Origin of the sequence: Pseudomonas sp. JAI120 (assembly GCF_014207255.1) — a bacterium.
Taxonomy (GTDB): Bacteria; Pseudomonadota; Gammaproteobacteria; order Pseudomonadales; family Pseudomonadaceae; genus Aquipseudomonas.
The window spans coordinates 139,070-159,015 of sequence record NZ_JACHCZ010000008.1; the positions used below are offsets into that span (position 1 = coordinate 139,070).

17 protein-coding genes, 4 tRNA genes and 1 pseudogene are annotated in these 19,946 nt (G+C 60.1%); 15 read left to right on the top strand and 7 right to left on the bottom strand.

All coding sequences use genetic code 11. The features are described from left to right. Nucleotides 1-80 precede the first annotated feature (80 nt). Nucleotides 81-779, top strand: coding sequence for an orotidine-5'-phosphate decarboxylase (gene pyrF, locus HDC32_RS29780; RefSeq protein ID WP_131699443.1), 699 nt, complete (start codon nucleotides 81-83; stop codon nucleotides 777-779). Between the two features lie 47 nt (nucleotides 780-826). Here the strand turns inward: pyrF and HDC32_RS29785 are convergent, their stop codons facing one another. Beyond that, a complete protein-coding gene (locus HDC32_RS29785; RefSeq protein ID WP_145337996.1) occupies nucleotides 827-1,834 on the bottom strand; it encodes an NADP-dependent oxidoreductase in 1,008 nt (335 codons plus the stop codon). A 228-nt stretch (nucleotides 1,835-2,062) separates the two neighbouring features. Here HDC32_RS29785 and HDC32_RS29790 point away from each other — a divergent pair, with 228 nt between their 5' ends. The 4 genes and pseudogenes from HDC32_RS29790 to HDC32_RS32620 all read left to right on the top strand — a co-directional run bounded on the left by HDC32_RS29790 (nucleotide 2,063) and on the right by HDC32_RS32620 (nucleotide 6,522). After that, complete coding sequence (locus HDC32_RS29790) at nucleotides 2,063-2,824, top strand: SDR family oxidoreductase (protein ID WP_131699441.1); 762 nt, start codon at nucleotides 2,063-2,065, stop codon at nucleotides 2,822-2,824. A 202-nt stretch (nucleotides 2,825-3,026) separates the two neighbouring features. Beyond that, complete coding sequence (locus tag HDC32_RS29795; RefSeq protein ID WP_184746446.1) at nucleotides 3,027-4,439, top strand: PLP-dependent aminotransferase family protein; 1,413 nt, start codon at nucleotides 3,027-3,029, stop codon at nucleotides 4,437-4,439. 1,024 nt (nucleotides 4,440-5,463) lie between these two features. Next, a pseudogene (locus HDC32_RS32615) lies at nucleotides 5,464-5,661 on the top strand (HAMP domain-containing protein); the annotation flags it as partial. 18 nt (nucleotides 5,662-5,679) lie between these two features. After that, a complete protein-coding gene (locus tag HDC32_RS32620) occupies nucleotides 5,680-6,522 on the top strand; it encodes a methyl-accepting chemotaxis protein (RefSeq protein ID WP_405046406.1) in 843 nt (280 codons plus the stop codon). A gap of 36 nt (nucleotides 6,523-6,558) precedes the next feature. Here the strand turns inward: HDC32_RS32620 and HDC32_RS29805 are convergent, their stop codons facing one another. Continuing rightward, nucleotides 6,559-7,371 (bottom strand): alpha/beta fold hydrolase, encoded by an 813-nt coding sequence (locus tag HDC32_RS29805; protein ID WP_145337990.1) that lies wholly within the window; start codon nucleotides 7,369-7,371, stop codon nucleotides 6,559-6,561. Nucleotides 7,372-7,497: 126 nt separating this feature from the next. Then, on the bottom strand, nucleotides 7,498-8,268 hold the full coding sequence (locus HDC32_RS29810; protein WP_167656174.1) for a hypothetical protein: 771 nt from the start codon (nucleotides 8,266-8,268) through the stop codon (nucleotides 7,498-7,500). Nucleotides 8,269-8,635: 367 nt separating this feature from the next. Between HDC32_RS29810 and HDC32_RS29815 the strand changes: the two genes are divergently transcribed. From HDC32_RS29815 to HDC32_RS29835, 5 genes are all read left to right on the top strand, one after another. Continuing rightward, nucleotides 8,636-8,711, top strand: a tRNA-Glu gene (locus tag HDC32_RS29815). Between the two features lie 3 nt (nucleotides 8,712-8,714). Next, nucleotides 8,715-8,790, top strand: a tRNA-Gly gene (locus HDC32_RS29820). A gap of 105 nt (nucleotides 8,791-8,895) precedes the next feature. After that, nucleotides 8,896-8,971: transfer RNA gene (locus HDC32_RS29825), tRNA-Glu, on the top strand. 3 nt (nucleotides 8,972-8,974) lie between these two features. Then, nucleotides 8,975-9,050: transfer RNA gene (locus tag HDC32_RS29830), tRNA-Gly, on the top strand. Between the two features lie 141 nt (nucleotides 9,051-9,191). After that, nucleotides 9,192-9,932, top strand: a complete 741-nt coding sequence (locus HDC32_RS29835; RefSeq protein ID WP_184746450.1) for a hypothetical protein — start codon at nucleotides 9,192-9,194, stop codon at nucleotides 9,930-9,932. A gap of 64 nt (nucleotides 9,933-9,996) precedes the next feature. Here HDC32_RS29835 and HDC32_RS29840 read toward each other — a convergent pair whose 3' ends face one another. Continuing rightward, nucleotides 9,997-11,736 carry a dipeptidase gene (locus HDC32_RS29840; protein WP_184746452.1) on the bottom strand — a complete coding sequence of 580 codons (1,740 nt, stop codon included), beginning with the start codon at nucleotides 11,734-11,736 and terminating at the stop codon, nucleotides 9,997-9,999. A 147-nt stretch (nucleotides 11,737-11,883) separates the two neighbouring features. Next, nucleotides 11,884-12,510, bottom strand: coding sequence for an alanyl-tRNA editing protein (locus HDC32_RS29845; RefSeq protein ID WP_184746454.1), 627 nt, complete (start codon nucleotides 12,508-12,510; stop codon nucleotides 11,884-11,886). Between the two features lie 89 nt (nucleotides 12,511-12,599). Here HDC32_RS29845 and HDC32_RS29850 point away from each other — a divergent pair, with 89 nt between their 5' ends. Next, nucleotides 12,600-13,532 (top strand): LysR family transcriptional regulator, encoded by a 933-nt coding sequence (locus tag HDC32_RS29850; RefSeq protein ID WP_145337986.1) that lies wholly within the window; start codon nucleotides 12,600-12,602, stop codon nucleotides 13,530-13,532. 69 nt (nucleotides 13,533-13,601) lie between these two features. Here the strand turns inward: HDC32_RS29850 and HDC32_RS29855 are convergent, their stop codons facing one another. Continuing rightward, nucleotides 13,602-14,009: a PA2817 family protein gene (locus HDC32_RS29855; RefSeq protein ID WP_053128652.1), complete on the bottom strand. Its 408-nt coding sequence runs from the start codon at nucleotides 14,007-14,009 to the stop codon at nucleotides 13,602-13,604. Between the two features lie 75 nt (nucleotides 14,010-14,084). Then, nucleotides 14,085-16,532 carry an acyl-CoA dehydrogenase gene (locus HDC32_RS29860; protein WP_184746456.1) on the bottom strand — a complete coding sequence of 816 codons (2,448 nt, stop codon included), beginning with the start codon at nucleotides 16,530-16,532 and terminating at the stop codon, nucleotides 14,085-14,087. A gap of 191 nt (nucleotides 16,533-16,723) precedes the next feature. Here HDC32_RS29860 and HDC32_RS29865 point away from each other — a divergent pair, with 191 nt between their 5' ends. From HDC32_RS29865 to HDC32_RS29880, 4 genes are all read left to right on the top strand, one after another. Next, nucleotides 16,724-17,383 (top strand): transglutaminase-like domain-containing protein, encoded by a 660-nt coding sequence (locus HDC32_RS29865; RefSeq protein ID WP_131699160.1) that lies wholly within the window; start codon nucleotides 16,724-16,726, stop codon nucleotides 17,381-17,383. Nucleotides 17,384-17,439: 56 nt separating this feature from the next. Further along, nucleotides 17,440-18,057, top strand: a complete 618-nt coding sequence (locus HDC32_RS29870) for a glutathione S-transferase family protein (protein ID WP_167656170.1) — start codon at nucleotides 17,440-17,442, stop codon at nucleotides 18,055-18,057. Nucleotides 18,058-18,191: 134 nt separating this feature from the next. Next, complete coding sequence (locus HDC32_RS29875; protein WP_131699162.1) at nucleotides 18,192-19,124, top strand: ABC transporter ATP-binding protein; 933 nt, start codon at nucleotides 18,192-18,194, stop codon at nucleotides 19,122-19,124. Further along, nucleotides 19,121-19,900 (top strand): ABC transporter permease, encoded by a 780-nt coding sequence (locus HDC32_RS29880; protein WP_012723134.1) that lies wholly within the window; start codon nucleotides 19,121-19,123, stop codon nucleotides 19,898-19,900. The genes HDC32_RS29875 and HDC32_RS29880 overlap by 4 nt, the downstream gene beginning before the upstream one ends. Nucleotides 19,901-19,946 lie beyond the last annotated feature (46 nt).

Sequence of the window (19,946 nt, forward strand, 5' to 3'; positions counted from 1 at the left end):
TTACCGATCATCGGATCCCGCAACGGCGCTGCTTGCGCTACAATCCGCGCCGATTTCGACTTGCCTGAGAGCCCATTCCAATGTCCGTCTGCCAGACTCCTATCATCGTCGCCCTGGATTACCCCACCCGTGACGCCGCACTGAAGCTGGCTGACCAGTTGGACCCCAAGCTTTGCCGGGTCAAGGTCGGCAAGGAACTGTTCACCAGCTGTGCCGCTGAAATTGTCGGCACCCTGCGTGACAAAGGCTTCGAGGTGTTCCTCGACCTGAAATTCCACGACATCCCCAACACCACCGCCATGGCGGTCAAGGCTGCGGCCGAGATGGGCGTGTGGATGGTCAACGTGCACTGCTCCGGCGGCCTGCGCATGATGACCGCCTGCCGCGAAGTGCTGGAACAGCGCAGCGGCCCCAAGCCCTTGCTGATCGGCGTGACCGTGCTGACCAGCATGGAGCGCGAAGACCTGGCGGGCGTGGGCCTGGACATCGAGCCTCAGGAACAGGTGCTGCGCCTGGCAGCCCTGGCGCAGAAAGCCGGCCTTGATGGCCTGGTGTGCTCGGCGCTGGAAGCACAGGCCTTGAAGACCGCCCATCCGTCGTTGCAATTGGTCACTCCGGGGATTCGCCCGGCGGGCAGCGCCCAGGACGACCAGCGCCGCATCCTGACCCCGCGCCAGGCACTGGACGCGGGCTCCGACTACCTGGTGATCGGCCGTCCGATCAGCCAGGCGGCGGATCCGGCCAAGGCGTTGGCAGCGGTAGTCGCCGAGATCGCCTGATCGATGCTCGTTCCCACGCGTGTGGGAACGAGCGGATCTGCCGTGTATCAGCTGACCTTGAGCACCAATTTCCCAAAGTTCTCGCCGTTGAACAGCTTCATCAGTGTCTCCGGGAACGTCTCCAGCCCCTCGACAATATCCTCCTTGCTCTTGAGCTTGCCCTGGGCCATCCAGCCGGCCATTTCCTGCCCGGCGGCGGCAAAGTTCGCCGCGTGATCCATCACCACAAAGCCTTCCATTCGTGCGCGGTTGACCAGCAATGAGAGGTAGTTGGCCGGGCCTTTCACGGCTTCCTTGTTGTTGTACTGGCTGATGGCCCCGCAAATCACCACGCGGGCTTTCAACGCCAGCCGGCTGAGCACCGCGTCAAGAATGTCGCCGCCGACGTTATCGAAATACACATCCACGCCTTTAGGGCACTCGCGCTTGAGGGCGGCGGGCACGTCTTCGTTCTTGTAGTCGATGGCGGCGTCGAAGCCCAGTTCATCCACCAGGAACTTGCACTTGTCGGCACCGCCGGCAATGCCGACCACGCGGCAGCCTTTGAGCTTGGCGATCTGCCCGGCAATGCTGCCCACGGCACCGGCCGCGCCGGAGATCACCACGGTTTCACCGGCCTTGGGTGCGCCGGTGTCCAGCAGCGCGAAGTAGGCGGTCATGCCGGTCATGCCCAGTGCAGAAAGGTAGCGGGGCAGGGGAGCCAGCTTGGGGTCGACCTTGTAGAAGCCGCGCGGTTCGCCCAGGTAGTAATCCTGCACGCCCAGGGCGCCATTCACGTAGTCCCCGACTGCGAATTTCGGGTTGTTCGAGGCAATCACCTTGCCCACACCCAGTGCGCGCATTACCTCGCCGAGGCCTACGGGCGGAATGTAGGATTTGCCTTCATTCATCCAGCCACGCATGGCCGGGTCGAGGGACAGGTATTCGTTGTGCACCAGCACCTGCCCGTCCTCGGGCGTGCCCACCGGCACTACCTGGTAAGTGAAGGTTTCCCGCGTGGCCGCGCCGACCGGGCGTTTGGCGAGCAGGAATTGGCGGTTGGTCTGGGCGGTCATGGCAAGGACTCTTTAGAAGTGAAGCATGATTGATAGACCTTGAACGGCCCCGGGGCAAGGTCAGCCGAGGGCGCGAATGCTCATCGATAGGTGCCATTGATAGCGAACCCGGTTGCCTTATCACTATGACTCATACGGCGCTAACCGGCCTTCTGATAGTGCTGACGTGTCCGTCTCGGCGGTGGCTAGACTCGCGCCACAGCCATTAATCCCAATAGGACATCTTCCATGAGCATGACGTTTTCCGGTCAGGTCGCCCTGGTGACCGGCGCAGCCGCCGGTATTGGTCGCGCCACTGCGCTGGCGTTCGCCGCCGAAGGTTTGAAGGTCGTGGTCGCCGATCTCGACGTCGCAGGCGGTGAGGGTACGGTCGGGCTGATCCACCAGGCCGGTGGCGAGGCGCTGTTCGTGCGCTGTAACGTCACCCAGGAGGCGGAGGTGCAGCAGTTGATGGCAAAGACCATCAGTGCCTATGGTCGCCTGGACTATGCCTTCAATAACGCTGGCATCGAGATCGAGAAGGGCAAGCTGGCGGACGGCAGCCTGGATGAGTTCGACGCGATCATGGGCGTCAACGTCAAGGGGGTGTGGTTGTGCATGAAGTACCAGTTGCCGCTGCTGCTGGCCCAGGGCGGTGGGGCCATCGTCAACACCGCGTCGGTGGCGGGGTTGGGCGCGGCGCCGAAGATGAGTATCTATGCGGCCTCCAAGCACGCGGTGATCGGCCTGACCAAGTCCGCAGCCATCGAGTACGCGAAGAAGAAAATCCGCGTCAATGCCGTCTGCCCGGCGGTGATCGATACCGATATGTTCCGGCGCGCCTATGAAGCCGACCCCCGCAAGGCGGAATTCGCCGCCGCCATGCACCCGGTCGGGCGTATCGGCAAGGTGGAGGAAATCGCCAGCGCAGTGCTGTACCTGTGCAGCGACGCAGCGGCGTTCACCACCGGCCACGCCTTGGCCGTGGACGGTGGCGCGACGGCTATCTAGGACCTTTGGCCGCCCCCTTGTTCGAAAACGTCTGGGGGGGCGTGGGGCTTTTCCAAAGCTGGCAAAACGCCGTGACCGAATATGTGTCATTAGGTAAATAAGTCAATAAAATCAATACTTTAATAAAATTATGCGGCCGGTAATTCGCTGCTTCTGTGCTTAACTCTCCGGGTTGATAACAGACAGTTGAAGTGAGTGGCTCATGGATTTAGGGATCGATCGACAAGCCCTTGTACCGGTCGTGCAGCAAATCGTCAGTGCAGTGGCGCAATGGATTCGCAAGGACGGGGTGAGCCCCGGAACGCGCTTGCCGTCCGTCCGCCAGTTGGCCCTGGATAATCTGCTCAGCCAATCCAGCGTGATCGAAGCATTCGAAAGGATGGTCGCCCAAGGGGTGCTGGCGCCCCGGCAGGGCTCGGGATTTGTGGTGGCCCAGCCGGCGGTCTGCCACGAAGGTAATTGGTATGAGGGGGCGGAGCGCGAGTGGGGCGCCTTTGCCGACAATCCGTTGGGAGAGTTGAAACTGGGCTGCGGCTGGTTGCCCGATGCCTGGCGCGAAAGCGATGACATCAGTTACGCGATTCGTGAAGTCACCCGCACCGACACCGCAGGCCTGTTCAACTACAGCACCTCTCTGGGGTTGCCCGCGCTGCGCGAGCAACTGCTCAAGCGCCTGACTCAGATTCACATCGCCACCAGCCTGGACCGTATTCTTACCACCGCAGGTGCCAGCCATGCCCTGGACCTGCTGATACGTACACTACTCAAGGCCGGCGACAGCGTGGTGGTCGAAACCCCCGGGTATGCCAACCTCTATCGGCAACTGGCGTTCCAGGGCGTGCAACTGCTGGAAGTACCGCGTACCCGAGGCGGCCCCGACCTCCCGGCGCTTGAAGCGCTGCTACAGCGCCATCATCCCAAGTGCCTGTTCATCCACAGCCTTTATCACAATCCCACCGGCACCAGCCTGTGCCGGGTGGTGGCCGAGCGTTTGCTGGAACTGGCGCACCGCGAAAACTTCCTGATCATTGAGGAAGACGTCTACGGCGACCTGCAACATGCCGGTTGCACGCGGCTTTCGGCATTGCCCCATGATGATCGGGTGATCTACGTCGCGAGTTTTTCCAAGACCCTGAGCAGCGCCTTGCGTGTGGGCTACCTCTGCGCCAGTAGCGCAATCATCACGCAACTGGCCAGCCTCAAGACCTTGACCGGTTTCGGCACCTCCCGGTTTGCTGAAGCGGTGGTCGCCACGTTGCTGGCCAATGGTACGTATCGTAAGTGGGTGCAGCGCCTGCGCAAGCGGTTGAGTAGTGAAATGGCCGTGACCCTGCAAGTGCTGGAGGACGAAGAGTGGGAGGTGTTCGACGTACCCACCGGCGGTATGTTCCTGTGGGCACGCCCGGGGACGGCGCAGCCTTCGCGGTTGCAGGCGTGCGCCCGGAAGTTGGGGGTGTTGTTGTCGCCTGGGGCGTTGTTCAGTCCAACCGGCAGTCACAGTGAGTGGCTACGCCTCAATGTCGCCTATGCTACTGATCAACGTGCCTTGGCGTTGTTCCGTGCGATGGGGCCCGCCAGATCGACCTCGACCATTCTGAAAACGACGAGCGTGTAGCTTTTTGCCATTATTGTGGCGCCAGTGCCTTGTGCTCGGTGCCTTTTGGTTGCGAATCTCGTCGCTTGTCCATCGGACTTGATGGCGTTCGCCATTGCAAGAGGATTCAAGTGCAATGATTTCAGGCGTGCAACGACGTTTCGCCAACCTCGGTATGGCGAAAAAACTGGGTTTGGGCTTTACCCTGGTGCTGCTGCTGACGGCGTTGGTCGCAGCTATCGGCGTGTGGTCCCTGCAAACCGTTGGCCATCGTTTTGAAGGCCTCAAGGCCATGTCGTCGCTCAACAGCGGCTTGCTCAAGGTGCGCCTGATCGAACAGGACTACGCGCTGCACGCCGACCCCAAGGCTGTCGACGCCCTGCATGAAAATCTCGATGCCCTGGCGGTCCAGGTGGCCAGTCTCAAGGCCCGGTCTGCGGCGAATGTTTCGGTGATGGCCGAGGTCGAGCAGGCCCTTGCCGCTTACCGTAAGGCGTTCGATGAATTTGTCGAGCTGACACAGACCAAGGATCTGGCGCTGGAAATGGCCAGTTGGTCGGTGTCCAGCGTGGCGAATAACCTGGATGTATTGCAGTCCGGGCTGTCGGACGACGGGGCCTATGGTCTCAAGGAAAGCCAAGGTAAGGAGGGGGCCGAGTTTATCGAGCAGGCAGGCCAGATCAGTCAGGTTTCACGTTTGATGTTGCAGGCCATGAACGAAGCTCAAGTGCGCCTGGACCAGAGCCGCAGGGTGGATGCAGACGACGCCGAGCAAGGCAAGATCGAGCAGGCCGACCAGGCCCTGGCCCAGGTCGAGCAACTGAAAACTTCAGTCAAGGACCCTGGTTATCAGACGGTGCTCAACGAAGTTTCCGGGCATATCGCCGCGTTCAGCGAGAAACTGGGGGAATACACCGGCCTGCTGGCCCAGGAAAAAGTCGTCTACAAACAACTGCATGATCGTGCTGACCAGGTCGTCAGCCGGGTCAACCAGGCCTATGACGCTGAAGACCTGTCGATGCAGGCGCAACTGAAGAAAAGCGCGATGCTGATCGTCGGCTCGTCGGCCCTGGCCTTGCTGGTGGGCCTGATTGCAGCCTGGGTGATTACCCGCTTGATCGTTGCACCGCTGCGCAGTGTGATCGCGGTGGCCCAACAGATTGCCGCCGGTGATTTGAGCGGACGCATGGAGGTCAGCCGTCGTGATGAAATCGGCCAGTTGATGCAGGCGATGCAACAGATGGGCAGCGGCCTCAGCCAGATGGTCAGCGGCCTGCAGGCCGGTATCGAACAATTGGCCAGCTCGGCGCATTCGTTGTCCAGCGTGACCGAGCAGACCAACGTCGAGGTCAGCAGCCAGAAGGAAGAAACCGAGCAGGTTGCTACCGCGATGAATCAGATGACCGCCACCGTGCACGATGTGGCGCGCAACGCCGAACAGGCCGCGCAAGCCGCGCAGACGGCGGATGAGAAGGTCGATAGCGGCCAGTTGGTGGTGCGCCAGAGTTTGCAGCGCATTGAGTTGCTGGCCACGTCCAGTACCCGTGCGAGCACCAGCATCGAGAGCCTCAGTGCCGAAATCCAGAATATCGGCGCCGTGCTGAGTGTGATCAAAAGCGTTGCCGAACAGACCAACCTGCTGGCCCTGAATGCGGCCATCGAGGCCGCGCGCGCAGGCGAACAGGGCCGGGGTTTTGCGGTGGTGGCCGATGAAGTACGGGCACTGGCCAAGCGCACCCAGCAATCGACCGAAGAAATCGAGCGGCTGGTCAGTACCCTGCGCAGCGCTGCGCAATCATCGGTGCAGCAGATCCAGCAAAGTGGCGAGCTGGTCAAGCTGGCGGTCAGCGATGCGCTGGAAACCGAGAGTGCCCTGGGCAGCATTGCGGTAGCGGTGTCGTTGATCCAGCAGATGAACCAGCAGATTGCCGCTGCGGCTGAGGAGCAGAGCTCGGTGGCCGAAGAGATCAACCGTAGCGTCACCAGTATTCGTGCGAGTGCCGATCAATCGGCGTTGAGCATGCAGGGCAATGCGGCGTCGAGCATCCAACTGGCGCAGTTGGGGGCGGAACTCAAAGGGATGGTAGGGCACTTCCGTCTTTGATCGCCGCCCGGAGGCGGCGATCAAAAGGGAGGGCGATCAGGCGTGGTTGGCGAGGAAGGTCAGCAGCGCTTCGTTGACGAAATCCGGGTTCTCCCGGCTGGAGATATGCCCGGCGTCTGGAATCAGGATCAGGGCACAGCCAATCAGTTCGGCCATTTCCTCGGATTCGGCGGGTGGGCGAGGTTGGTCCTGTTCGCCACACATCACCAAGGTGGTGTCGGCGTCCAGGTGCGGTAGTTGTTCCAGCACATCTTCGCGGCTGAAGATCAATCGACCCAGGGGCACGATGCTGTTCAGCAGGCGTTCCCGGGGAAAGTCCAGCAGTGACTTGCGAAAATCCTGATAGAGCGCTGATTCGCGGTCGATGTCCGGGCGAAAGAAGATCGGCGCGATCACATCGAGCAACGGCTCAGGAATGGCGCCGGCGTCTTCAATCATCTTGAACAACGAGAAGTAATACTGGCGCGTGGCCTCTGGCTCGGCACCGAGGTAGGTGTCCATCAGCACCAGGCTGTTGATCCGCTCGGGGGCCTGCAACGCCAGGCGTGCGCCCCACATGCCACCCACCGACAGGCCTACCAGGTTGATCTGTGCGATCTCCAGGTGGTCAAGCAGGGCCAGGGCCTGGCGCGCGAGGTCGTCGAGGGAGTGGGTGGGTGCGGGGAGTTGGCCCGATTCGCCGTGGCCCCATAGTTCGGGCACGATCACCCGGTACTGTTGTGACAGGGCTTCGATCTGCGGAGCCCACATGTTGCGGTCCCACAGGTAGCTTGAACCGAGCAGGACGACAGGACCGATGCCCTGGTCGACGTAATGCAGCGGTTGTCCATCAATGACGGCGATAGGCATAACGGGCCTCTGACTTCACGGAGTGAGGGGCACTTTTTTACGCTAGTCGGGGGCGTGGCGATAGATGCAAAGTGATGGCATGTTGTGGTGAGCGGGCAGCCCGCTCACCACAGGGGAGTGGGCAGATCAGTCGTAGATGACTTTCTTTTTCCACTCGGCGTCGGCGTCGACTTCTTTCATGCCTTGGGTCAATTCGTTGACTTCCTCTGCCGCCTGTTTGCTGTTAGCCAGCACGGTAGAGTTGGCGCGGGCCAGTTGGCCTTCCAGCAATTGCAGCTGTGCACTGTAGAGCACCGGTTCAGGCTGCTTGCGCAGGTACTGCACGCCACGCTCGAAGGCCAGGCGCGCCTGGCCAGGCTGACCCTGCTGCAAGGCGTGCTGGCCGAGGTTGTTGAAGAATTCGATGTGCAACAGCACCAGGATATGACGGATTTCCTTGATCCAGTGCTTGGCTTCGTTGGTCGGCAGGAAACCGTCCTGGGCGGCGCGGGTGACTTGGCCGTGCAGGGCTTCCAGCAGGAAGCGCACGTCCTTGGCCTTGGCTTCGGTCTGGATCGGCGCGGGCGGGTTGTTCACCGGAAGGGATTCGCCCTGGGCCACCAGCGTGTTCAGCTCAGCGATACGTGCCTTGATCGGTGCACTGGTCTTGTTGAGGTTCAACAGGCGCTGGTTGACGTTGAGCTCCAGGCGGGTCAGTAACAGTTTGAGCGCCGGGGTCATCAGTTGGCCAGGGAATGTCTCGGTGATCTCACCGCAACGGCGCAGGCGATCGTTAAGCTCGATCTCGGTGCGCTTCTTTTCCAGCTTGTTGTTTTCCACCACGTGGTTCATGTAGCCAATGGCGATCAGTATTACGATCCCGGCTATTACCAGCAGGGTGATCATGAGTGGTGTCACCGGTGTGACCTCTTTGATAGGGTTTACAGTAGAGTGTAGTGACTGGGCTTGTCGGCGGATAGGACTGATCGACCAGTTACCCAGGTAGTTTCTCCTATATAGCTATATAGGTAGCCGCTTCCTGCATAGATGCACATTGCCATCATTTGCTGGAGCAAACTATAGCGCCTTGTCGGGCGCCAGAATATAGGCGCCAAGGCCCGGGCGGTCAGAATGCCCGTGCAGGCCGGTAAACGCGGGCGAAGTCATTGATTTAAATAAATTTATCCTTGGGGGTTGACGACCTTTCAATCCATCCATAGAATGCGCGCCACTTACAGCGTAAAGCACACAGCGAAACGCGGTAGGGAGTGAATGTTGTACGTGTGTCCCCTTCGTCTAGTGGCCTAGGACACCGCCCTTTCACGGCGGTAACAGGGGTTCGAGTCCCCTAGGGGACGCCATATGCGGGAATAGCTCAGTTGGTAGAGCACGACCTTGCCAAGGTCGGGGTCGCGAGTTCGAGTCTCGTTTCCCGCTCCAATTTACAAGCAGTGTGGCTCTCGGGCGGCACTGAGTGAAACCAGGACCAAGTCTTCGGATGAGGCCTCTGGGCACTGAAATACACACCATGTGTTTCAGTAGCGTGTCCCCTTCGTCTAGTGGCCTAGGACACCGCCCTTTCACGGCGGTAACAGGGGTTCGAGTCCCCTAGGGGACGCCATTTGCGGGAATAGCTCAGTTGGTAGAGCACGACCTTGCCAAGGTCGGGGTCGCGAGTTCGAGTCTCGTTTCCCGCTCCATATTCAACAAAAACGCCGATCAGTGATGATCGGCGTTTTTGTTTGTGCGTTATTTGTTTATCTGTCTGAAACTGCCATCTTCCTGGCTCAGATCCTGGCGTCTTCGAGATATAGTCGGGCGTTTCAGTTCAAGGAGCGCCCGTGATGGCAGAAACCTCTCAATCGTCCGGTGAAACCAAGGTCGCCCCATTGGGGATCAGCGCCTTGGAAAAAGCATGGGATTTCCATTGGGCAATGCGCTTTGTCAGCGTTGTGCTGTTTCTCGATATCGCTTTGCTAATCCGTACCGGTACGCCCTTGGTGGAGTGGACGACCAGCAGCGATGCATTGCTCGCTGACTTGGGGTTCCTGGCGGTCGCCGCGGCCTCTTTTGCGCTGGTGGTGTCTTTCGTTCTGCCGCTGTTGACGGAAATCGTTCGTGGGATCGGCACAAGGTTGCGAATGGCCTTTCCAAAGCTCTTGGGTGATGCCTATACACCTCCTTCAAGGGGGATCGGTTATGTGTGGGCCAACGACCTTCTGGATCTGGCACTGAAGGAAAACAGTGATTTCCTGCTTAGCTGGTATCAGCGGCATGTGCAGTTGCGAGAACAGCACCGGTTGATGATGAACAAAGTCGCGCACCTGGTGTTTGGTTGTTTGGTGCTGTCCGTCGTGGATTGGGCGGTGCCATATTTTGGATTCGGCACTGGTTCGCTGATTTTCTCGGCAATGCATGTACTGGGTGATACGGGGCTGTTTTTGGCCAGTATGGTCGTGGTAGCTGGCGGGGTAATGTTGGCGTCGGCATGGTTTGCCATCGAGTCTTCCCTGTATATCTACTACCCACCTCTGGACATGTTGCAGCGGGAACAGGAGCGCAAGCGATACCTGGGCGCATGAAGAACCTGAATAAAAACGCCGATCATCACTGATCGGCGTTTTTTTGCGCACACTTCAATCGCTGTCAGAGTTTCGGCAACTGCCCGATACGCCCCATCATTTCGGTGACGATCTGCAGATCCAGCAAGAACTGATCGACCGTCTTGAACTCATTGTCGGTGTGCCCGGTGTATTTCACTTCCGGCCGCGCCAGGCCGAATTGCACGCCATTGGGCAGTTCATGCACAGAGGTCGCGCCGGCCGAAGTGCCGAACTTATGCTCCATGCCCAGGTTTTCGCTGGCCACTGCCAACAAGGCCTTCACCCACTCACCTTCCGGGTTGCGGTACATCGGTTCGGCGATCGAGTAAGTGAAGTCCACATTGACCTTGGTTTGCTTGTCCCAGGCGCTCAACTTGTTGGAAATCTCGGCTTTCAGTTTCTCCGGCGATTTGCCCTTTGGTACACGCAGGTTCACCGCCAGCTTGAAGGCTTTGTCATCCAGGCCGACAAAGGTCAGCGAGGTGGTCAGCGGCCCCATGAAATCATCGGAGAAACCCACGCCTAATTTGCCGCCCAGATAATCCAGGCCCCAGTTATCCGAGGCATAACGGGCGGCGTCGGTGATGTGGTTATGCTTGAGGGCGTTCTTGCCGTCGACAGTGTGGATCAGCTCCAGCATGCGCGACACCGGGTTGATACCGGATTGCGGTTCGGAGGAGTGCGCGGAAACCCCGGTCACCGTCAGCTTGACCTCTTTGCCGACCACCTTGGCTGCCACCTCGAAGTCACCGCCGTTGCGCTTGGCATACTCCGCGCCGGCTTTTTGCAGGCTGGCGGCCAGTTCGGCAGGCTTGTCGCTGATAAACGTGGCAACCGAGGCCGAGGGGATCTGGTTGGTGGCCATGCCGCCGGTCATCGAGATGATTTCGGCACCTTTGCCTTCCCCTTTGCGACGCGGGAAGGTGGCCATGACAGTGCCATAACCTTTTTCGGCAATCACCACCGGGTAGCCGCCATCCAGCGCCAAGTTGTACTGCGGCGTCGGGTTGCGTTCGAAGTAATAGGGTATCGCGTCGCCGGAAGTTTCTTCGGTGGTGTCCACCAGCAGCTTGAAATTGCGCGCCAGCGGCAGCTTCTCTTCCTTGATCACCTTCATGGCGTACATCGCCACCACGATGCCGTTTTTGTCATCCTCGGTGCCCCGGCCATACATGCGGTCGCCGATCAGCGTGACCTTGAACGGGTCGAGCCTGGTGCCGTCTTTCAACACCCAGTTCTCCGGCGTCACCGGCACCACGTCGGCGTGGGCGTGGATGCCCACCACTTCGTCGCCGCTGCCTTCCAGGGAAATCTCGTACACGCGGTTGTCGACGTTACGGAAGTTGAGGTTGAAGGTCTTGGCCAGGGCCTGGATCTTGTCAGCAATCCGGATGAATTCCGGGTTTTTGTACTGCGGTATGCCGTCCACGTTGAAGGTCGGGATTTCCACCAGTTCGCGCAAGGTATCGAGGGCGGCCTTGCCGTACTTCACTCGGGTGTAAATCCCCAGCAGGCGATGGATCTCGTTCTGCTGGTCGGCGGTCAGGGTTTTGTTATCGAGGAAGGCACTGATCGCCGGACCCACGTCGTCAGCCTTGCCCAAGTCGCCCTTGGCCAGGCTGCCGAGGAAACCACGGAAATCCGTAACCGACTTTTCGCTGAAACTCTGCAGAATCGCCGTGCTTTGCTCTGGGGTGATGTTGGCAAAGGCGGGCGTGGTCATCACCGAAAGACCGGCCGCGAACAGGGTGGCAGCCGCTAATTGCTTGAGTCGAAAGTGCATGGTCAGAGGCATTCCTTTGCAAGGGGAAATAGGGGATTCCTGATCGATATGTCAGAAATATTTCGACACACTACCACTGCCAAGGTGTGCCTGGGAGGCCACTGGGAGGCTTATCTAAAAACTCGATAGCACCCTCGACTCCGCGCTCTAGTCCAGGCTGTACCGCACCGACAACGCGCCCTTTTTCTCCGAAAGCGCCAGGATCGTCACCTGGCCAAGCTCGCCCAGCGTTTGCACATGGGTACCGCCGCAAGCGTAGGGCGGCAAATCACCGAAGCCCACTTCGCGGGTGCCGTCGTCCAGGGTCATATGACGCGGGTAGTCGGCGGCGATCCATTGGTTGATCCGCTGTTGAATGATCTCGGCGTCCATGGCTTGTGCGGTTTCGCCACGGATAAAAGTGATCTTGCCTTCGCCTGGCCAGTGATGGGCCTTGATCGGCATCCAGCCCAGGGTCTCGCCGGCGTTGCCGATCAAATGTCCGGCGGAATGCAGGCGGGTGTGCAGGGCGCGGCGTGGTTCGTCGACCCGTGCGGTGATGGGGCCCGGTTCCACAGGTTGGTTGACATAGTGCACCACGCGATCGGTTTCCTGGGTGACTCGCAGCACCTGGCTGTCGCCCAGCCAGCCGGTATCGAATGGCTGGCCACCGCCTTGGGGATGGAAAATCGTCGACCGCAAAACGACTGCAAACTGGCCCTCGCAGGGGGTGCAGCTCAGCACTTCAAGCTCGGCGGTCAGGTGGTCGTGGGTGAAAAACAGGCGCTCGGTCATTTTCTACATCCGCATCAGGGTTCTGCGGGCAGTATAAATAGTGCGTCGATAGGTGATAATCCGCTCAAATATCAATGGACCTGTGCGTCATGAGCATCAATCTTCCTTTGTCGCTGCTGGGTGAAATGGCGATTTTCGTCAAGGTAGTAGAAACCGGCAGCTTCTCCGGAGCGGCTCGGCAGTTGAGCGTTTCGCCGTCGGCGGTGAGCCGTAGCATCTCGCGCCTGGAAAAGGCCCTGGCTACCCGTTTGATGCAACGCACCACACGCAAATTGCGCCTGAGTGAAGCCGGTGAGGAGGTTTTCAAGCGCTGCCAGGAGATGGTCAGCGCGGCGCGCTCAGTGATGGAAATCAGCGGCCAGTTCACCCATGAGGCCGAAGGCCTGGTGCGGGTCAGTGTGCCGAAGGCGGTGGGGCGGTTTGTGGTGCACCCGCATATGCCGGAGTTTCTGCGGCGTTATCCCAAGGTGGATGTGCAATTGATCCTTGAGGACCGGCATGTGGACATGATCGACGACAATGTCGACCTCAGCATCCGTATCACCGACAGCCCGCCGCCGGGCCTGGTGGGGCGGCAGTTATTGCCAATTGAGCATTTACTCTGTGCCACGCCGCAGTATCTAGCCGAGCATGGTGCGCCGGAGCATCCCCACGATTTGCTGGCGCACAGTTGCATCTATCTCGGTGAAACCCCGGGGGATTCGCGCTGGAAATTCCGCCAGGGCGGCAAGGCGGTGACGGTCGGCGTGCGTGGACGTTATGCGGCGAATCACACCGGCGTACGGCTGGATGCGGTGTTACAGCACGTGGGAATTGGCAGCTTGCCGTATTTCACCGCGCGGCACGCGTTGGAGGAGGGGCGGTTGGTACAGGTGTTGCCCGCGTGGGACTTTATTGCGTCCTACCATGGCGAGGCGTGGTTGTTGCATTCGCCCACGCGCTACTTGCCGCCGAAGCTGCGGGTGTTTATCGATTATCTGGTGGAGTGCATGGCGAGGGAGCCGACATTGCGCCGTCGATAGGCGCGCCGTCGAAAATGTGGGAGGAGGGCCTGCTCCCTCCCGCATTCAGTTGTGCAGTGTCTTGAGCAATCAGTGTTTGCTTTGGTCTTGCGGCATGGCCAGCAGTTGCTTTTCCTGGTTCCAGTCGAACGGTTCCTCGTTCTGTTCGGCTTCAAAGCGACGCTCTTCCAGGGCCTGGTACAGGTCCAGTTCTTCATCAGGCATGAAGTGCAGGCAATCGCCGCCGAAGAACCACAGCAGGTCGCGCGGGACGAGGTGGGCGATCTGCGGGTAGCGCAGGATGACCTGGCTCATCAGGTCCTGGCCCAGGTACTGGCTTTCGATCGGGTCGATTGGCAGCAGGGCGCGCAGTTCGTCGAAGCGCTCCAGGAACAGGGTGTGGCTTTCCTCGGGCACCTGTTCGGCTTCGCCGACGGCAACCAGGATGCTGCGCAGGTGGTCGAGCAAGACGAGATGATCGGCAACGACGTTGGACACGAGATAAGTCCTCTAAAGCAAAAACGGGCGCGAGAGTATATGCCTCTCGCGCCCGTTTTTATATGACCTCCGGACTCAGCGGACTTTACCTTCAGCGTGTACCAGCTCTTCCTTGCTGAAATCATCCACGTCGATCACCTTGCGCCGTGCCGCTTCAGCGTCACGCAAGGTTTGCGCTTCTGCAGGTTGCAGCACACCGGCATGCAGCGCGGCGTCGATGGCATGTTCGCCGGCAGTCGGTTTGACCTGGCCGCTTTTGAGCGCGGCGTGCAGTTTTTTCTGCAGCGGGTGGCTGGCACCCAGCAGGTCGTAGGCATGTTGCAGTGCGCCCACCGGATCTTCTGCCGCTTGCGGGCGGTAGCAGCCGGCAAGCAGTTCTTCCAGGGTCGGGTCGCCTTTGGCGCGACCAATCACCGCGGCCACTTCGGCATCCAGTGCATCGGACGGGCCGGTATGGCGGCGCCCGAACGGGAACACAATCACCCGCAGCAGGCAGCCCAGCACTTTATTCGGGAAGTTGGTCAGCAGTTCATCCAGCGCACGCTCGGACTCGCCGAGGCTTTCTTCCATGGCCCAGGCGAACAGCGGTTCCAGGTGATCCGGCGAATCCAGGTCGTGGTAACGCTTGAGTGCCGCCGATGCCAGGTACATATGGCTCAGCACGTCACCGAGGCGTGCCGACAGGCGTTCGCGGCGTTTCAACTCGCCACCCAGCAGCATCATGCTCAGGTCCGCCAGCAGCGCGAATGCGGCAGCCTGGCGGTTCAAGGCGCGGAAATAACCCTGGCTCAAACGGTTGCCCGGGGCTTTCTCGAAGTGCCCCACGCCGAGGTTCAGCACCAGGGTGCTGGCGGCATTGCTCACGGCAAAACCAATGTGTTGCATCAGCAGCCCGTCGAACTCCTTCAGTGCCTGATCGTGGTCTTCACGACCGGCCAGCGCCATTTCCTTGAGCACGAACGGATGGCAGCGGATGGCACCCTGGCCGAAGATCATCAGATTGCGCGAGAGAATATTTGCGCCTTCCACGGTGATGAAGATCGGCGCGCCCTGCCAGCTGCGGCCCAGGTAGTTGTTCGGGCCCATGATGATGCCCTTGCCGCCATGCACGTCCATGGCGTGGCTGATGCACTCGCGGCCGCGTTCGGTCAGGTGGTACTTGAGGATCGCCGACAGCACCGAGGGTTTTTCGCCGAGGTCCACGGCATTGGCGGTGAGCATGCGCGCGCTGTCCATCAGCCAGGCGTTGCCGCCGATGCGGGCCAGGGCTTCCTGGATACCTTCGAAAGCCGACAGCGGTACGTTGAACTGTTCGCGTACCTGGGCATATTGGCCGGTCACCAGGCTGGTGAACTTGGCCGCGCCGGTGCCCACGGCGGGCAGGGAGATCGAACGGCCTACCGACAGGCAGTTCATCAGCATCATCCAGCCTTTGCCGAGCATTTCCTGGCCGCCGATGAGGTACTCCAGGGGGATGAACACGTCCTTGCCGGAGTTCGGGCCGTTCATGAACGCGGCGCCGAGGGGCAGGTGGCGACGGCCGATTTCCACGCCGGGGGTGTCGGTAGGGATCAGCGCAAGGCTGATGCCCAGGTCTTCTTCTTCACCCAGCAGGTGGTCGGGGTCGTGGGCCTTGAAGGCCAGGCCCAGCAGGGTCGCGACCGGGCCAAGGGTGATGTAGCGTTTTTCCCAGTTCAGGCGCAGGCCGAGGGTTTCCTTGCCTTCCCATTCGCCTTTGCAGATCACGCCTGTGTCAGGCATGGCGCCGGCATCGGAGCCGGCCAGCGGGCCGGTGAGGGCGAAGCAGGGAATGTCATCGCCACGCGCCAGGCGCGGCAGGTAGTGGTTGCGTTGTTCGTCGGTGCCGTAGTGCAGCAGCAGTTCGGCCGGACCGAGGGAGTTAGGCACCATCACGGTGGAGGCCAGGTCGCCGCTGCGGGTGGCGAGTTTCATCGCGACCTGGGAGTGAGCATAAGCTGAGAAGCCTTTGCCGCCATATTCCTTGGGAATGATCAGGGCGAAGAAACCGTGGGTCTTGATGTGCTCCCACGCGGCAGGCGGCAAGTCCATGGCCTGGCCGATTTCCCAGTCGCTGACCATGGCGCAGAGTTCTTCGGTGGGGCCGTCGATAAATGCCTGTTCTTCTTCGGTCAGTTTGACCTTGGGATAGGCCAGCAACTTGTCCCAGTCGGGGCGACCGCTCAAGAGTTCGCCGTCCCACCACACGGTGCCGGCGTCGATCGCGTCGCGCTCGGTCTCGGACATCGGCGGCAAGACTTTCTGGAACCAGCTGAACAGCGGCTTGGTGAAGTATTGGCGGCGCAGGTCCGGCAACAGCAGGGGCGCGGCCACGACAGCGATCAACACCCAGAAAATCAGCAGCAGCCAACCCGGTGCGTGGCTCCAGGCACCCATCGCCAGCAGGTAAACGGCGACCACGCCCAGGGCGGGCAGGGGGGCGACGCGGCGATGTGCCAGGTAGGCAATGCCGACCACCAGAACCAGTATCCACAACAACAGCATATTCAATCCTCCGTGAAACCAGGGGCGAAACCACCAGGAAGCTTAGTCGGCATCCGAACAAGCGAGGTGATCAGGGTGTTACAAGTTGTACTGGGGACACCTGGCATCAGGCGCCGACATTTGGCCGATTCGTCGTTATCTCTATGGCAGACCTGTCGTTAAACTCCAGGCTTCCCTCGGAGATCAAGCTCATGGATACGTACCTGAGTCCCAGCCGCTTCATCGATAGTGACCACCCAGCGGTGGTGGAGTTCGCCGAAAAACATCGTGGTCCCAGCGCGGACTTATGTGACCAGGCGGTCAGTCTCTATTACGCCGTGCGTGAGGCGATTCGCTACAACCCCTACACCTTCAGCCGTGACCCCGACACCCTGAGCGCCAGCTTTGCCCTGGCCGCCGGCGAAAGCTATTGCGTGCCCAAGGCCACCTTGCTCGCCGCCTGCGCCCGCCATTGCGGCATCCCGGCGCGCATCGGCCTGGCGGATGTGCGCAACCACCTGTCGACGCCGCGCCTGGTCGCGTTGCTCAAGAGTGATGTGTTCGCCATGCATGGATACACGGAGTTGTACCTGCGGGGCCGCTGGGTCAAAGCCACTCCGGCGTTCAACCAGCAGTTGTGCGAAATGTTCGACGTACCGCCGCTGGACTTTGATGGGATTAACGACAGCGTATTCCACGCGTTCAACCGTCAGGGGCAGCGCTCGATGGAATACGTGGTGGACCACGGGCAGTTCCCCGATGTGCCCGAGGATTTCTTCTTCGCCCACCTGGAGAAATGTTACCCCCACCTGTTTGCCGAACAGATGCCGACCCTGTTGGGCGACCTGCAGAGCGATTTAAGCCGCGCGTGAACCGGCGTATGCTGCTGCGTTCATCCAGCCATGTTCATCAATAAAAAGGCGCGGTCATGCTGAAAATCTGGGGTCGTAAAAATTCATCAAACGTCAGGAAAGCACTGTGGTGCGCCGAGGAACTCGGCCTGGACTATGAGGCAATTGATGCGGGCGGGGCTTTTGGTGTGGTCGATACGCCGCAATACCGGGCATTGAACCCGAATGGCCGGGTGCCGATGATCGAGGACGGCGACTTTGTGTTGTGGGAGTCCAACACCATCGTGCGCTACCTCTGCGCCAAGCACGCGTCGGCGTTTTACCCGAGCGACCTGCAAGTGCGTGCCAGCGCCGAGAAATGGATGGACTGGACCACCTCGACCCTCGCCGAGCCGTTCAAGGCTGTGTTCTGGGGCGTTGTGCGCACCCCGGAGGAAAAGCGGAACTGGGACAGCATCAACGCTGGGCGTCAGGCCTGTATCGATGCACTGAGCACCGTGGACAGCGCATTGGCCCACCAGCCTTACCTGTCGGGCGACACCTTCGGCATCGGTGATATCCCCCTCGGCTGCTTTATCTACGCCTGGTTCGAGATGCCCATCGAACGCCCTTCGATGCCCCATCTGGAGGCCTGGTACCAGCGCCTGCAACAACGCCCGGCCTACCGCAAAGCGGTCATGACCGCGTTGACTTAATACTGACTATTAATACAGGTGACTGTACTTGTGCGGCGCGGGCAAGCACCATGCCCGTCATGCGCCGCCGTTGAACTACGTGCGCTGCGCCCTCATCTACTCTTTCTATTCCCTTCTTTGGTGCGTATTCCGATATGAGTTCTGCTCTGTCCATCCGGCAGCTAACCAAAACCTACGGCAACGGTTTCCAGGCCCTGAGCGGTATCGATCTGGACGTTGCCGAAGGTGACTTCTTCGCCTTGCTCGGCCCCAACGGCGCTGGCAAATCCACCACCATCGGTATCCTCTCCACCTTGGTCAATAAGACCAGCGGCACGGTGAATATCTTCGGCCACGACCTGGACAAATCCCCGGCGGCGCTCAAGCGTTCCATCGGTGTGGTGCCCCAGGAATTCAACTTCAACCAGTTTGAAAAGACTTTCGACATCGTCGTGACCCAGGCTGGTTACTACGGCATCCCGGCGAAAATCGCCAAGGAGCGCGCCGAGCAGTACCTGACTCAGCTGGGCCTGTGGGACAAGCGCGACGTACCGTCCCGCTCGCTGTCCGGCGGCATGAAGCGTCGCCTGATGATTGCCCGCGCACTGGTGCATGAGCCGCGCCTGTTGATCCTCGATGAACCCACCGCTGGCGTGGACATCGAACTGCGTCGCTCGATGTGGACCTTCCTCACCGAGCTGAACGAGAAGGGCATCACCATCATCCTCACCACCCACTACCTGGAAGAGGCTGAGCAGTTGTGCCGCAATATCGGCATCATCGACCACGGCACCATCGTCGAGAACACCAGCATGCGTAACCTGCTGGGCCAGTTGCATGTGGAGACCTTCCTGCTTGACCTGAAGAACAACCTGTCGGCAGCGCCGCAACTGCTTGGCTACCCCAGCCGCCTGGTGGACAGCCACACTCTGGAGGTCCAGGTGGATAAAGCCATGGGCATCACTGCGTTGTTCACCCAGTTGGCGACCCAGAACATCGAAGTGCTGAGCCTGCGTAATAAAACCAATCGCCTTGAGGAGTTGTTCGTGTCCCTGGTGGAGAAAAATCTGACGAAGGTGGCGGTATGAGTTCTGAGCTGCAACCCAACCTCGTCGCGCTGCAGACCATCGTCTACCGCGAAGTGAAGCGCTTTACCCGGATCTGGCCGCAGACCCTGCTGCCGCCGGCGATCACCATGGTGTTGTACTTCGTGATCTTCGGTAACCTGATCGGCCGCCAGATCGGCGATATGGGTGGTTTCACCTATATGGAGTACATCGTGCCGGGCCTGATCATGATGTCAGTGATCACCAACTCCTACGGCAACGTGGTCTCCAGTTTCTTCGGCAGCAAGTTCCAGCGCTCCATCGAAGAGCTGATGGTCTCGCCGGTGTCGCCGCACACCATCCTGATCGGCTACACCTTGGGTGGCGTATTGCGCGGCTTGATGGTGGGCGTGATCGTGACGCTGCTGTCGCTGTTCTTCACCCACCTGCAGGTGCATCACCTCGGGGTCACCATTCTGGTGGTGGTGCTGACGGCGACGATCTTCTCGCTGTTGGGGTTTATCAACGCCGTGTTCGCACGCAACTTCGATGATATTTCGATCATCCCGACCTTTGTACTGACGCCGCTGACCTACCTGGGCGGGGTGTTCTACTCCATCACCTTGCTGCCGCCGTTCTGGCAGACCGTGTCGCTGGCCAACCCGGTGCTGCACATGGTCAACGCCTTCCGCTACGGCATCCTGGGCGTGTCGGATATCAAGATCAGCGTGGCGATCACCTTCATGCTGGTGGCGACGGTGGTGTTGTATATCGGTTGCGCGAAGCTGCTGGTGAGCGGGCGCGGGATGCGTACCTGATAAACGCGGTAGAAAAATGTGGGAGGGGGCTTGCTCCCGATTGCGA

What these genes read in the sequence shown, in the direction of transcription:
- pyrF (WP_131699443.1), top strand. Translation starts at nt 81, where the DNA reads ATGTCCGTCTGCCAGACTCCTATCATCGTCGCCCTGGATTACCCCACC.
- HDC32_RS29785 (WP_145337996.1), bottom strand. Translation starts at nt 1,834, where the DNA reads ATGACCGCCCAGACCAACCGCCAATTCCTGCTCGCCAAACGCCCGGTC.
- HDC32_RS29790 (WP_131699441.1), top strand. Translation starts at nt 2,063, where the DNA reads ATGAGCATGACGTTTTCCGGTCAGGTCGCCCTGGTGACCGGCGCAGCC.
- HDC32_RS29795 (WP_184746446.1), top strand. Translation starts at nt 3,027, where the DNA reads ATGGATTTAGGGATCGATCGACAAGCCCTTGTACCGGTCGTGCAGCAA.
- HDC32_RS32620 (WP_405046406.1), top strand. Translation starts at nt 5,680, where the DNA reads ATGGTCAGCGGCCTGCAGGCCGGTATCGAACAATTGGCCAGCTCGGCG.
- HDC32_RS29805 (WP_145337990.1), bottom strand. Translation starts at nt 7,371, where the DNA reads ATGCCTATCGCCGTCATTGATGGACAACCGCTGCATTACGTCGACCAG.
- HDC32_RS29840 (WP_184746452.1), bottom strand. Translation starts at nt 11,736, where the DNA reads ATGCACTTTCGACTCAAGCAATTAGCGGCTGCCACCCTGTTCGCGGCC.
- HDC32_RS29845 (WP_184746454.1), bottom strand. Translation starts at nt 12,510, where the DNA reads ATGACCGAGCGCCTGTTTTTCACCCACGACCACCTGACCGCCGAGCTT.
- HDC32_RS29850 (WP_145337986.1), top strand. Translation starts at nt 12,600, where the DNA reads ATGAGCATCAATCTTCCTTTGTCGCTGCTGGGTGAAATGGCGATTTTC.
- HDC32_RS29860 (WP_184746456.1), bottom strand. Translation starts at nt 16,532, where the DNA reads ATGCTGTTGTTGTGGATACTGGTTCTGGTGGTCGGCATTGCCTACCTG.
- HDC32_RS29865 (WP_131699160.1), top strand. Translation starts at nt 16,724, where the DNA reads ATGGATACGTACCTGAGTCCCAGCCGCTTCATCGATAGTGACCACCCA.
- HDC32_RS29870 (WP_167656170.1), top strand. Translation starts at nt 17,440, where the DNA reads ATGCTGAAAATCTGGGGTCGTAAAAATTCATCAAACGTCAGGAAAGCA.
- HDC32_RS29875 (WP_131699162.1), top strand. Translation starts at nt 18,192, where the DNA reads ATGAGTTCTGCTCTGTCCATCCGGCAGCTAACCAAAACCTACGGCAAC.
- HDC32_RS29880 (WP_012723134.1), top strand. Translation starts at nt 19,121, where the DNA reads ATGAGTTCTGAGCTGCAACCCAACCTCGTCGCGCTGCAGACCATCGTC.